This is a genomic window from Carnobacterium divergens (genome assembly GCF_900258435.1).
GTDB classification, from domain to species: Bacteria; Bacillota; Bacilli; order Lactobacillales; family Carnobacteriaceae; genus Carnobacterium; species Carnobacterium divergens_A.
This window is the reverse complement of the sequence record NZ_LT992558.1, coordinates 1,141,746-1,153,756: the sequence shown is the minus strand read 5'-3', so window position 1 is coordinate 1,153,756 and position 12,011 is coordinate 1,141,746. Positions and strand designations below refer to the sequence as shown.

Sequence of the window (12,011 nt, the reverse complement as noted above, 5' to 3'; positions counted from 1 at the left end):
TACTCCTTTATACACGTGTTTTTGTTCTTCTTGAGACAATTGAACTTGGTGATTTAGCATTTAATTCATCAAAATTCATTTCCGAGATGGTTCCTAAATTCGTCCACCCTAATGTTTCGGATATGAATTTTTCATCTCGCACGGTTTTATCCATAAATTCTAATAAGAAACTAACGCCAACCATTCCCATAATCCCAACAATGAATCCTATTAAGATATTTAGCATTGGTTTAGGGGAAACTTGAGATGTATTTGGATGTGCACTAGAAATTTGAGTAACGTTTTGAACGCTCATGATTCCACCGATTTTTTCTTGAAAGACAGCGGCGACTGTATTGGCAATATCGGCTGCTTTATATGGATCTGAATCGGTTACTTTTATGGTAAATACTTGAGAATTTTGTTGTGTGATAATTTCAATTTTACTAGCTAATTGTTCCACACTTGATGTAGTGCTTAATTTTTTTCGTACATCTTCTAAAATAACTGGACCTTTAATGATATCCTTATAAGTGTTAATCATTTGTACATCCGTTTGTAAATCGTTCCATTGGGTAGCAACTTGACTTTCATCTTTGGCACGATTTACTAATAATTGTGTAGATGAATTGAATTGCGGGGTTATAAAAAAGTAGGTTATTACTGCTGCTAAAATGATACCTGCTAATCCTCCACCAATAATCAATACCATCCTTTTACGAATCACTTCAAACAGCTCTGATAAATTAATTGTTTCTTCCATCTTTTCCTCCCAGTAACTACTTTACTTAATTTCATTTATTCTTTTTTTATCAATCTTAATAATTATATCATACTCAACAACGATTTCCTTATGTTTCCATCAAAATTTATTAATCTCTAATTATAGAACACTTTATATATCTAGCGCTGTCATTTCATGAAAAAAGCCAATTCTTTTTTTACCTTTTTAGAGAAAATAAAGAAAATAACAACTGCATTCAAATCATTTTCTCTCAATCTATTATTTCTTTTTTTGAATTTTTTGTTTTCCTTCATCAAATTTTTTGACTAAATATTTCCCAACAATATTTGTATTTTCTTCAATTTCTCCATGGTAAAATTGATCCAGAGAGGCATTGATTACGGCTCCTAATGTTAAAATAACACCAGAACCATTTAACCATAGCATCAGTACAATCATTGTGCCAATCGTTCCATAGCTTTGAGTTCGCCCAGAAAAATAATTCACATAGATGGCAAATCCTTGTGACAAAGTCATCCAGCCAACTGTTGCGAACAACGCGCCTGGTATCACATTCTTCACCTTTGTTTTAGCGTTTGGCACCATATAATAAATTAGAATAAAAACAAAAAATAGCACAAGCAAGGTAACAGGCCACTTCAAGGTTTGAAACGTTTTCAGTGTAGATGTAGACAGTTGTAAAAGGGGCGTCAAATAATCTAAAATCATCTGACCAAAACTAAATACTAATACTAATAAAACGATTCCCAGAATCAATACTAACGTAAACGCTAGCGAAGCTAACCGAATTACAAAGATATTTTTTCTAGGTTCTACGCCGTATGCTTTATTCATACTTACTTGCATAGCGTTCATCCCTTTACTGGATGCCCAAATTGCTCCAATGGCACCTGCAGATAACAAACCGCTGCTGCTAGAAGTCAATAAATTTAACATAGTAGGCTCTAGTTGTGTAAAAATATATTCTGGAATCAAACTTTGCATATAAGGGATCAACATTTCCATATCTAGATTTAATAAAGGGAGCAAATTTCCTACTACAATTAGAATGGGAAAAAAAGAGAGTAGCAAGTAGTAAGCTATAATCACTGCTGAATTTGTGACTTCTGCTTCTTTGTATTTCTTTTGAATGGTCTGGATTAAACGAACAAGTTCTTTTTTCTCCATTAATCGTTGCTTTATTTCCATAATCGCTCCTTTAACTCATTACACAGCTTTTAATATTTGGTTCATACTTCTAAGTAAAAAAACGTTGAATCTTCATTCAACGTTTTTTACTTATTGATCTTTTTGTGAGGTAAGAACTCTAGGTCCTTCTTTTGTAATCGCAAGAGTATGCTCAAATTGACAGCTTAGACCACCATCTTTTGTGCGAGCAGTCCAACCATTGTCGTCCATCTTAGATTTCCAAGTCCCTGTATTTACCATTGGTTCAATTGTAATTACCATACCTTCTTTTAAACGTAACCCTTTGCCAGCTTCACCATAGTGAGGAACTGCAGGACTTTCATGAATCGTTGGTCCAATTCCATGTCCAATAAATTCACGGACAACAGCTAAATCTTCACCTTCTACGTAAGTTTGAATCGCGTGGCCAATATCCCCAATTCGATTGCCCACTTGTGCTTGTTCAATCCCAACGTATAGTGCTTTTTTAGTAACAGCCATCAAATGATCTAATTCTGGAGTTGATTTTCCTACTACATAGCTCCAACAAGAATCCGATAACGCACCCTTTAAATCGACACACATGTCCACTTTGATTAAGTCACCGTCTTTTAATACTTCTTTTCTAGGGAAACCATGGCAAATTTCATCGTTAATGCTAACACAAGTTGCATACTCATATCCTTCAAATCCTTTTTGAGCTGCAATACCTCCGTGTTTTGTTATATAATCATCAACAAATTCTTCAATGTCCCAACTTGTAATACCTGGTTTAATAAAATCTCGCAAAGCAATATGCACATCGGCTAATAATGCACCTGATTCCGCCATTGCATCAATTTCACGTGTTGATTTTAGTGTAATCATTCTATTTATTCCTCATTTCTTTATTTTCTTGATACTAGATTAGTATTGTGGTTTCTTAATAATCATCTTCTATATTATAACGTATTTTTTTAATTTGTGTACTATTGTGGTTGATTTCTTATGAAATCCTATTTATTTTATCGTTTTCTAATTGCATTTACAAGACGGTTTTTGTTATAATCGATAAGACTTGTTCACTATTTAGATAGAGAAAGGATGGACTAAAAAATGGCAACTGCTAAAATTGTTTATGCGAGTATGACTGGTAACACAGAAGAAATTGCCGATGTTGTTGCTGAAGCATTAGAAAACTTAGATATTGATGTTGAAACTGTAGAATGTACTCAAGCTGATCCTGAAGATTTTGAGGATGTGGATTTGTGTATCGTCGCTACATATACTTATGGCGATGGCGATCTTCCTGATGAAATTGTTGATTTTTATGAAGAATTAGCTGAAATTAATTTATCTGGTAAAATTTTTGGAACTTGTGGTTCTGGCGATACATTTTATGATGAGTTTTGCAAATCTGTTGATGACTTCACTGCTCGTTTTATTGAAACTGGCGCAACACAAGGTGCTGACAGCGTTAAGGTTGATTTAGCTGTAGAAGAAGAAGACATTCAAAAATTAGAAGCCTTCGCAAAAGAATTGGCGTCGAAATTATAATCTTGTACTTATATGTAAAAAAAAGAACGGACTTAGAAAAATCTAAGTCCGTTCTTTTTTAGTTTTAGTTACTGTATCTTGCACCAAGAATCATATCAGATAACGCATCGCGTAAATTCGATTCAATGTCTTCTTCATTCATTGGCAATAAACCAGATGAAATTAATGACGCAATCCCTTGAGCTACAATCCAAATTTTAGTAAACAATTCAAACTTGTCTTCGTTTGATAAATTTTTCGTGTCTTCATTTTCTTCCATTAAGCGCATAGCGAAATCCAATGAAATTTTATGCATTTTTTCAATACCTAAGTGATTTTCAATGTACAATGCTCGGAATAAAACTTTTTCTTTATCTGCAAATTGGATATAGTTGATACATGCATCAAGCAACGCATCTCCCGTATGTTCATTTGAATAAACTTCTTGTTTTAAATAATTTTTGATTTTTTCAAATAATTCATTTTTCAAGTCATCCATATTTTTAAATTCTAAATAAATAGGTTGAGTAGAGCATTTCATTTTTTTGGCAATATTACGTGCTGTAAATCCTCCAAAACCTTCAGTTCTAACAACTTCATATGCTGCATTTAATATTTGTAGTTTGGTAATTGTTTTTTTTCTAGCCATCCGGCTGCACCTCGTTTCGTTTAGTTGGGTTATTTACTGTATTTTTATAATAAAAAATAGTTTTCGTTATTTATCAAAACACTATTTTAACTATCTAGTTTGATCATTACGAGGATCTATTTTTTATACTTCATAAATGGATAAAATAAGTGCACTAAAGACTTACATTACCTGTCTTCAAAAGGATTTAAAAATTATAACAAATTTCTTTTTTAATAATCGATGTTAATTTTTAGCCTCCTTAACTATTAACAATAAATGTTATTGTTATTTTAACACCTTTACAACAGAAAAAAAAGAACTTTTTATCGTATATAGTCATTATTCTAAAAAATGTGACGTTTTTTTTAAAGTTATTTTATGAAACCTTAAAAATTGACAACATTTGTAATGATTTTAAAGATTATTTTGCATTTGATAAATTGTTTCCACTCTCTCCTTGTGCTATGATAAAAATATAGTTTTTCAATGTTTACAATCTTAATTCAGGGGGAATTTAACATGGTATTACCAAATTTTCAAGAAAATCTACAAAAATATGCTGAACTAATTGTTAGTACAGGCGTAAATGTATCAAAAGGCCACACTGTTGTGTTACAAATAGATGTTGAACAAGCACCACTTGCTCGTTTGATTACTAAAGAAGCCTACAAATTAGGGGCAACAGAAGTCATTGTAAAATGGTTAGATGATGAAATTAATCGCGAAGTCTTTTTAGGTACTCCAGAAGAACGTTTAGTAGACATTCCTCAATATAAGATCGATGAATCTATTGATCAAATTAAAAAAGGCGCAAGTCGTATTAGTGTCCGTTCTGCTGACCCTGATGCTCTTGCTGGCGTAGATACAGATAAAGTTGCGGCCTACCAAAGTGCTGTTGGAAAAGCTCTCTCAGAGCAACGCACAGCTACTCAATCAAATAAAGTTAGTTGGTCAGTCGTTGCTGCAGCTGGTGCTAAATGGGCAGCTAAGGTCTTCCCTGATTTAGCAACTTCAGAGGAACAAGTAGACGCATTATGGGATCAAATCTTTAAAACCACTCGTATTTATGAAAACAATCCAGTTGAGGCATGGGTTAATCATGATCAACTTTTAGAAGCAAAAGCAAATGAATTAAATAAAGAACAATTTGATGCTCTTCATTACACTGCTCCTGGAACTGATTTAACCATTGGTTTGCCAAAAAATCATCGTTGGGAAGGCGCTGGTAGCTTTAATGTTCGTGGCGAAAAATTCATGGCAAATATGCCTACAGAAGAAGTTTTCACTGCTCCTGACGCAAATCGCGCAGATGGTGTAGTCAGAAGCACTAAACCACTTAGCTATGCTGGCACGACTATTTTAGATATGACTTTTACTTTTAAAGATGGAAAAGTAGTAGATGTTACAGCTAAACAAGGTGAAGAGGTTTTAAAAAAATTAATTGCAACAGATGATGGCTCTGCTCGTTTAGGTGAAGTGGCCTTGGTTCCAGATCCCTCTCCTATTTCTCAATCAGGAATTGTTTTCTATAATACCTTATTTGACGAAAATGCTTCTAATCATTTAGCTTTAGGATCAGCCTATGCGTTTAGTTTAGAAGGTGGTACAGAAATGACCGAAGCAGAATTGATTGCTGCTGGCTTAAACCGTAGCAACGTCCATGTTGACTTTATGATTGGTTCAAATGAAATGAATGTTGACGGAATCCGTAAAGATGGCTCAATTGTTCCAATCTTTAGAAACGGAAACTGGGCATAAATAGAAAAGAACTCGTAATTCTACATTACGGGTTCTTTTTTCTTTTTAAGGGCTAGACATTTTTTTTAAACCATGAGAAACTGTGTAAGAGATTTCTTTTGTTCCTATAGCTCAGGGGATAGAGCATTCGTTTCCTAAACGATGTGTCGCAGGTTCGAATCCTGTTAGGAACGTTAGATTAAGACTGGTATATTAACCTTCTTGATTTGTATATCAGCTTGTTTTTATGCATTTTTTTAGATTTGGGAATATTTTGGGAATATTTTTTAAATTAATTGAGTTAAACGCTTGATCCTAAATTTAATATGTATGCCACCTATTAAGTAAATAGGTGGTCTTTTTAATACAAAAAAACCATCTAGCGGTTAGGCTGGATGGTTAAATTAATATAGTAATTATAGTTAGGTAAAAAATAATTTTGATAAATATTTATTTGGTTTATCTTATATATTTTGATATAGTAATTAAGAAAATAAAAAAATACTAAAGTAAGGATGGTTTTATGGAAAAAAGTGATTTTCTTATTTCTAAAATATCAAATGCAAGTGAGATTCATAAAAATACATTTTTAAGTGGTTTAAGTCGCTTTACTTATTTGCCGAGTTGGTTATTATTTGAAGCTAAAATGCATGAAAAAGAATGTAAGTCTAAACAACATAATAAATATCCATATTTTAAACGAGGTACAATAGTAATGATTGATTTTGGGGTTAATATCGATAGTGAGTTCTCTGGAAAACACTTTGCTATAATTCTAAATAAAAAGGATAACCCTAACAATCCGGTTTTAACAGTTTTACCATTAACCTCTAAAGGAGGAAATAACCGTTTCTCCATAGGTAAAGAATTATTTACTCAAACAGTTCATTTACTACAAAAAAATGTAAATCTTATGGGACAAGAATATACCGACATAGAATTGACTAGTATAGAATTAGATAACGATATTAACGAAACGACAAAAGGAATAGAAAACATAAAGAAATATATAGAATCAAATACAGTAAATTCGAACGACGTAAAAGAAGATTTAGAAAAAGTGATTTCAGCTGCTGATAAAATATCGGCTGTGCATGAATCGTATTCTAAAAAAATTTCTGAGCTTAAAAAAAATAAAAAATCAATTCTTAAAGTTATTGATATTTATAGTAAGTATAACAATGAGTCATTTGTTAGAATTTCAGATATAAAAACTATTTCTAAATATAGAATTAACAAAATAAATAAATTTGATCCCTCTGGAAAAATCAAGTTATCTAATGAAATTATGAATAAAATTAGTACAGAGTTAATAAAACTTTATGCATCAAGATAAAAAGATAATGTTGACAAATTTACTTTTAAGTGTGATAATTGTGTTACTGGGAGCTTGACTCCATTATTTTGAGACTGAGGCTTTAAGCCTATCAAAAAGCACCAACACTTGATTTTATTCAAGTATTGGTGCTTTTTTTCTTTATGTACCCTCCCACAAAGTAGGAGGTTCTTTCTATAAACAATAACCGTACTTACGACCAAATCCATTCCCTTGCGTTGCATCAGAATAGGCAACATAGCGTTGTTTTCCATCCCACCCTGTTAATTGCAACCAAACGATTCCGTCTGACCATACAACTTTATGATATTTAATCGCTTGCCCAGTTGATTGATATTCAACAAGTCGTGCTGCTTTAGTTGGTGTGTCTTTCACCCAATTTCGCTCTGTCGCATACATCGTTCCGGTTTCGTTATATGCTCTAGCAAATCCAGTTGTTGGAGGCTGTACTGGATTAACAGGTGGTGTCACTGGCGGAACTGGATTAACAGTTGAATTAAATAGCTTAACAACTTCTGTAGTTACGGTATCCATCTTAGTTAGTAATTTTTGGACGTCTCCGCTGTTACTGATAAAGCCCCATTCAATCAGCAATGAATGCCCTTTAGTATTACGGATAACGTATAAATCTGCAGTCTTTGCACCTCTATTTGGAATCCCCAATACATTTGCAATCGTTGCACTTACTTGCTCCGCCTTGACTTTTCCTACAGGGTCACCAGCATAATAAAATACTTCTACACCAGTTGCTGCAGGGGACGCGCTATTTAAGTGATTTGATAAATTCCATGATGTTCCGTTCGAATTCAAGTTTACTTTATTTACAATTTTTGCAAGGTTATCATTCACAGAAATTGCGCTATTGTCAGTGGCATCAACTGCTCCCGATTTAGCTACAATTTGATTATTAATCATTCTAGCAATATCAGCTTCCTTATAGCCGTTTCCGATCGCTCCTGGATCAACTCCACCATGACCAGCATGTGACGTTGTAATCGCAGCAGTTGCTACCGTTGATGTGCTTAATGTCATTAATACTACTAACATTAATAATACTTTGTTTAATTTTTTCATTTTATCTCTCCATTTCTAATTTTATTTATAAAAAAATAGCCCCCGATTGAGGACTATCATTTATTTAAAGTTTTTTGACTATCACTGATACCTGGTACCGTAGGATCGTTTACAATCCCTAGAATTCCCAATAACAGGAATAAGGTATTAATAAATTGCATTGCTTCGTTTTCGATTAACTCTTTAGCAAATCCAATTCCAAACCAACTTAAAATCTGTTGGATTAATACCAATAAAATTGGAATCATGGCCAACCAAAAAGCCTTTGATTTAATTCTTACTTTCCAATTAATTTTCACTATCAATCACCCCTTTCTGAACAATTTCATCAATGCGTTTATGAGCCTGTTTCGTGGACTCTTCAACTTTAATCAGTTTCTCTGAATTGGCTCGTGTCTCGCTTTCAACACGATCCATCTTAGATTCAATTTTATTGATTCCATTGTTTATATTCTCTAACTTAACCAGTACCGTTGTTAGTTGCGCAGCTTCCTGCATATCATCATTCTTTTGGTCCCGTCGAGCACCAGACAAGCCAAAATAAACCGCGGCTGATACAGATACGATTGATAATAAAATAGTCAATTCAATTGTCACTCCTACACCTTCTTTTTTATAAAATAAAGAAGCTATTAAATTTCAATAGCTTCTTCTTTGTCTTTGGCATCTTTTTCTTTCATGATTTCTTGCATTTGTGTAGCAGTAATTTTTTTTAAATCAACATAGTGAGCAAGCTGTTTTTCTGTAACCCATTCTTTTAAATATCTTTCTTTTAGTGATTTATACATTTAATTTTTCCTCCAATTCAATTAATCGTAAATCGTGATCTGTTGATTCTTGGCCAAGCAATTGGTTTTCTTTTTCTAGTTCGTTGATTCTGTTGTCTTTTTCAAAATTATCTAATTCTAATTCAGTAAGGGCTTGAGCTAACTGTTGAACCTCCGATAACTCTTCTTCCATATCTGGTGGATTAAGTTCATCATCCGTTGCCGTTTCAATCCATTTATTCAAGCGGAAAGACCATTTAGGTTTTAGAAATAACCCTTCCCATTGGAACTTCGTATACTCTGATTCCTCGAACGTTTCTTTATTAACCACTATCGGTATTTCAACATTTCCTTTTTCATCGATTTGGATAACTTCTATAAATTTCATCTTTTTTCCTCCTTCTTTATTTTTGTGGAAATGGATCTTTAGTAAAATAACTTATACCATGCATGCTAAAAGTCGAGTCCGCACGGGTTCTGTATACAATAGTCATACAATTATTAACTTTATCGATTTTAATAACTGTCTGATCCCCTACTGCACTTCCCCCTCCTTCCACACACCCTGCTTCAACAACGGCATCGGAGTCTGGTCTAAAACCTGCCGCAAACGCAATAATGTTTCCTGTTTTTGCTGTTCGCCCCTCTCCTTTATAAAAAACTTGATCTCCAATGCGTCGATATTCAAGAAATTGAGTTGTGGCACCTGCCCCAATCGAAGCTTTAATCCATCCGGTATCTTGCTCTACTCTTTTGTTAATCAAATCAAAATTATCATTAACGGTTTTATTCCAATCTGGCAACCCTTTAAATATTTTTTTCAAATCCATTTAGTTCACTCCTTTATTTTATTGGTGCGAATGGTACAGCTACAGTGTATTCTAAACTTGCGTAATCAACCATTAGCGAGCTTGGTATTTTCCCGTCACTTGGCTTAGCTGATACTAACGAATTAACTGTTCCGTCTTCTTGTATATAATTTCCAACTTTTGTAATTTCACTACCTATTTTTTTAATCTCGTTTGTTTTATTGGCATTAGTTTCTCCACCTTGCCAAACGCCAAAACCATAATTATTAATTTGGCAATGATTCCCATCGCTGTTGCTTCCTCTTGCAAATGCACTTGAATTAGCAGCGACAACATATTTTCTAGCTAAAATAGCTTGTTGCTCTAATACTAATCCGTTGAATAATGACGGAAAATTACGCTTAATATCCTCCACAACATTGTATTTAAATAGCATTTGACTACGATATTCACCAGAATTTATGGTGATTGTTGTAATGACATTATCTTTATAACTGATATTTTTATATAGCCCACCATCTAATTCTAATGTACCTTTTAATGTATCTGGATCAATTAAATCTATTGATCCAATACCGCTATATGGTGTGCGATACGATTTATTTGGATTCTCTACAATGCTGTTGGCTACTTTATTTTTATAATCTAAAGTAGATGTATATTCCATCGTGGTTTCAACATTCGCTTCACCCTTAGAACCTATCTCAACCAGCAATGTCCGAATGTCCTCAACTAATAAATATTGATTTTCAGAAATTCGTTCAACTGTCGGGTTGACCATCTTATACTTAAATGGAACTTTTACAGTTAGAGAATCTAAATCATGATAAAGAGGTTCAGCATGAACGTAATTAACTTCTGACCCTCCAGCTCCCGTTGGTTCTTCTTCCGATGGTACAACTGCTGCGCCATAAGTGCTGTAAAACACTCTTAATGCCGGATAGCAATTTTGATTGTGGGTTAGTTTAAAAACAGATTCCGTAGCATCTAAGTTTTCAATCTTCGATTGCATATCGTCTAAGCGCTCTTTAAGCGTTTTATAAACGATTCCGTGTAAGTCGATTCTAGCGTTGATTAGTTCACTATCGACTGTCACACCACCTATTGTGTTCTTCCACTCGTCTATAATTTTTTGAGTGTCGTTGTCCCATTTAATCTGCAGTTCTTGTGCTAATTTTTCAAGTGCAAGTGCAATTTGTTTATCGTCGTATAAATCGGAAGAAGTCTGTTCAACCAATAGAGCAAGTGCCTCTCGAACATCTTGACCATACATTTTTTCACGAATCCATTTCGCTAAAATTTTATGAACTTTGCTAACTTTGTCTTCGAAAATCCAACTCTCTCCTGTTATATGAGTTGGGTCTCTATAATTTACGGGCATTTTTTTCACCTACCTAAATATTGTTTTTTAAATCTTTCTGATGGATCTTTATTCATATCAACATTGCCATTAATTCCCAGTACGCTTCCTTTGTCGCTGTATTGCCATAAATCCCACGGATGATCTGGCGGAGTGCTGCGATAAGCAGGTATTACAATACTTCCAAAGCGAGCGACATTGATATTAAATTGATCGTATAAATAATTTGCGATATAAGCGACTTGATTCGTTTGGGCAATTCCAAATGAAATCATCTTATTTTGCCACGCTTCAGTTCCTTGTCTCATATTTTCCATCGTGGCCACTTCAACATCAATCATATAAAATAAAGGTTGCTTACCTGTTCCGGAAATAGATTTTGTGCGATTATAGAAGTCAGTTGCTTCTTGACCAGCATCAGCCTCATTAACATATCGCGCAAAAGCGTACACTGCATAAGGAATATTAAGTTGCTGACATTGTTGGATGTTATAACGGTAATAGTTATCAACGTAAGAGCTGCCATCTTGAACTCTTATAATCGCAAGTTCGATATCATCCGCTTTTACTTTAGCCCAATCAATTTGCCCTTGGTGTTCAGAAACATCAATAATTTTACCGATTGGACGTTCTGGATCCGTCCCATTTTCAAGTTCTTTAATACGCCGAAGTGCATCCTCGATTAATTGCTGTTGCTGGGAGATAACTTTATTACTTTCAATTAATTCTTTTCCCAATCCAGCTGTTGTTTTATTAAGATTATTGGTGCGTTTGATTAAAGAGTTTGTTTTATCGGCAATATCATTCAACGCGTTATTTTTCTTTTTTAATTCTGCTTGGTACTGTGATAATGAAATAAAACGATCACCAATTGTCAGTTCAGACGTTTCT

The 12,011-nt window shown here is 33.8% G+C and carries 15 protein-coding genes and 1 tRNA gene; 4 read left to right on the top strand and 12 right to left on the bottom strand.

Annotated elements, in window-relative coordinates; genetic code table 11:
- Positions 1-7: 7 nt before the first annotated feature.
- The 3 genes from CDIMF43_RS05935 to map all read right to left on the bottom strand — a co-directional run bounded on the left by CDIMF43_RS05935 (position 8) and on the right by map (position 2,758).
- On the bottom strand, positions 8-742 hold the full coding sequence (locus CDIMF43_RS05935) for a YveK family protein (RefSeq protein WP_109841464.1): 735 nt from the start codon (positions 740-742) through the stop codon (positions 8-10).
- Between the two features lie 240 nt (positions 743-982).
- The gene (locus CDIMF43_RS05930; RefSeq protein ID WP_109841463.1) at positions 983-1,912 is read right to left on the bottom strand and encodes a YihY/virulence factor BrkB family protein; all 930 of its coding nucleotides are present in this window, start codon (positions 1,910-1,912) and stop codon (positions 983-985) included.
- A 90-nt stretch (positions 1,913-2,002) separates the two neighbouring features.
- Entirely contained in the window at positions 2,003-2,758 is a 756-nt protein-coding gene (gene map, locus CDIMF43_RS05925; protein ID WP_074402028.1) for a type I methionyl aminopeptidase, read from the bottom strand.
- 228 nt (positions 2,759-2,986) lie between these two features.
- Between map and CDIMF43_RS05920 the strand changes: the two genes are divergently transcribed.
- The gene (locus CDIMF43_RS05920; protein WP_074402027.1) at positions 2,987-3,427 is read left to right on the top strand and encodes a flavodoxin; all 441 of its coding nucleotides are present in this window, start codon (positions 2,987-2,989) and stop codon (positions 3,425-3,427) included.
- Between the two features lie 64 nt (positions 3,428-3,491).
- Here CDIMF43_RS05920 and CDIMF43_RS05915 read toward each other — a convergent pair whose 3' ends face one another.
- A complete protein-coding gene (locus CDIMF43_RS05915) occupies positions 3,492-4,055 on the bottom strand; it encodes a TetR/AcrR family transcriptional regulator (protein ID WP_074402026.1) in 564 nt (187 codons plus the stop codon).
- A gap of 501 nt (positions 4,056-4,556) precedes the next feature.
- On the opposite strand from CDIMF43_RS05915, the gene CDIMF43_RS05910 reads away from it, so the two are divergent.
- From CDIMF43_RS05910 to CDIMF43_RS05900, 3 genes are all read left to right on the top strand, one after another.
- Positions 4,557-5,795, top strand: a complete 1,239-nt coding sequence (locus CDIMF43_RS05910) for an aminopeptidase (protein WP_074402025.1) — start codon at positions 4,557-4,559, stop codon at positions 5,793-5,795.
- A 100-nt stretch (positions 5,796-5,895) separates the two neighbouring features.
- A tRNA-Arg gene (locus tag CDIMF43_RS05905) sits at positions 5,896-5,968 on the top strand.
- 329 nt (positions 5,969-6,297) lie between these two features.
- Positions 6,298-7,110: a type II toxin-antitoxin system PemK/MazF family toxin gene (locus tag CDIMF43_RS05900; RefSeq protein WP_109841462.1), complete on the top strand. Its 813-nt coding sequence runs from the start codon at positions 6,298-6,300 to the stop codon at positions 7,108-7,110.
- Between the two features lie 174 nt (positions 7,111-7,284).
- On the opposite strand, the gene CDIMF43_RS13605 is transcribed toward CDIMF43_RS05900, so the two are convergent.
- The 8 genes from CDIMF43_RS13605 to CDIMF43_RS05860 all read right to left on the bottom strand — a co-directional run.
- Entirely contained in the window at positions 7,285-8,184 is a 900-nt protein-coding gene (locus CDIMF43_RS13605; RefSeq protein ID WP_162532919.1) for an N-acetylmuramoyl-L-alanine amidase, read from the bottom strand.
- A gap of 56 nt (positions 8,185-8,240) precedes the next feature.
- On the bottom strand, positions 8,241-8,483 hold the full coding sequence (locus tag CDIMF43_RS05890) for a phage holin (RefSeq protein WP_109841461.1): 243 nt from the start codon (positions 8,481-8,483) through the stop codon (positions 8,241-8,243).
- Positions 8,473-8,781, bottom strand: coding sequence for a hypothetical protein (locus CDIMF43_RS05885; protein WP_109841460.1), 309 nt, complete (start codon positions 8,779-8,781; stop codon positions 8,473-8,475). The genes CDIMF43_RS05890 and CDIMF43_RS05885 overlap by 11 nt, the downstream gene beginning before the upstream one ends.
- A 35-nt stretch (positions 8,782-8,816) precedes the next feature.
- Complete coding sequence (locus tag CDIMF43_RS05880) at positions 8,817-8,972, bottom strand: XkdX family protein (protein ID WP_109841459.1); 156 nt, start codon at positions 8,970-8,972, stop codon at positions 8,817-8,819.
- Positions 8,965-9,339, bottom strand: a complete 375-nt coding sequence (locus tag CDIMF43_RS05875; protein ID WP_109841458.1) for a hypothetical protein — start codon at positions 9,337-9,339, stop codon at positions 8,965-8,967. Before CDIMF43_RS05875 ends, CDIMF43_RS05880 begins: the two co-directional genes overlap by 8 nt.
- A gap of 16 nt (positions 9,340-9,355) precedes the next feature.
- Positions 9,356-9,781: a hypothetical protein gene (locus tag CDIMF43_RS05870; protein WP_109841457.1), complete on the bottom strand. Its 426-nt coding sequence runs from the start codon at positions 9,779-9,781 to the stop codon at positions 9,356-9,358.
- Positions 9,782-9,794: 13 nt separating this feature from the next.
- Entirely contained in the window at positions 9,795-11,141 is a 1,347-nt protein-coding gene (locus CDIMF43_RS13600) for a hypothetical protein (protein ID WP_162532918.1), read from the bottom strand.
- Between the two features lie 5 nt (positions 11,142-11,146).
- The coding region (locus CDIMF43_RS05860) for a GH25 family lysozyme (protein WP_269845347.1) at positions 11,147-12,011 on the bottom strand (865 nt) is incomplete at its 5' end.

Coding starts and splice junctions, on each gene's coding strand:
- CDIMF43_RS05935 (WP_109841464.1), bottom strand. CDS start 742: ATGGAAGAAACAATTAATTTATCAGAGCTGTTTGAAGTGATTCGTAAA.
- CDIMF43_RS05930 (WP_109841463.1), bottom strand. CDS start 1,912: ATGGAAATAAAGCAACGATTAATGGAGAAAAAAGAACTTGTTCGTTTA.
- map (WP_074402028.1), bottom strand. CDS start 2,758: ATGATTACACTAAAATCAACACGTGAAATTGATGCAATGGCGGAATCA.
- CDIMF43_RS05920 (WP_074402027.1), top strand. CDS start 2,987: ATGGCAACTGCTAAAATTGTTTATGCGAGTATGACTGGTAACACAGAA.
- CDIMF43_RS05915 (WP_074402026.1), bottom strand. CDS start 4,055: ATGGCTAGAAAAAAAACAATTACCAAACTACAAATATTAAATGCAGCA.
- CDIMF43_RS05910 (WP_074402025.1), top strand. CDS start 4,557: ATGGTATTACCAAATTTTCAAGAAAATCTACAAAAATATGCTGAACTA.
- CDIMF43_RS05900 (WP_109841462.1), top strand. CDS start 6,298: ATGGAAAAAAGTGATTTTCTTATTTCTAAAATATCAAATGCAAGTGAG.
- CDIMF43_RS13605 (WP_162532919.1), bottom strand. CDS start 8,184: ATGAAAAAATTAAACAAAGTATTATTAATGTTAGTAGTATTAATGACA.
- CDIMF43_RS05880 (WP_109841459.1), bottom strand. CDS start 8,972: ATGTATAAATCACTAAAAGAAAGATATTTAAAAGAATGGGTTACAGAA.
- CDIMF43_RS05875 (WP_109841458.1), bottom strand. CDS start 9,339: ATGAAATTTATAGAAGTTATCCAAATCGATGAAAAAGGAAATGTTGAA.
- CDIMF43_RS05870 (WP_109841457.1), bottom strand. CDS start 9,781: ATGGATTTGAAAAAAATATTTAAAGGGTTGCCAGATTGGAATAAAACC.
- CDIMF43_RS13600 (WP_162532918.1), bottom strand. CDS start 11,141: ATGCCCGTAAATTATAGAGACCCAACTCATATAACAGGAGAGAGTTGG.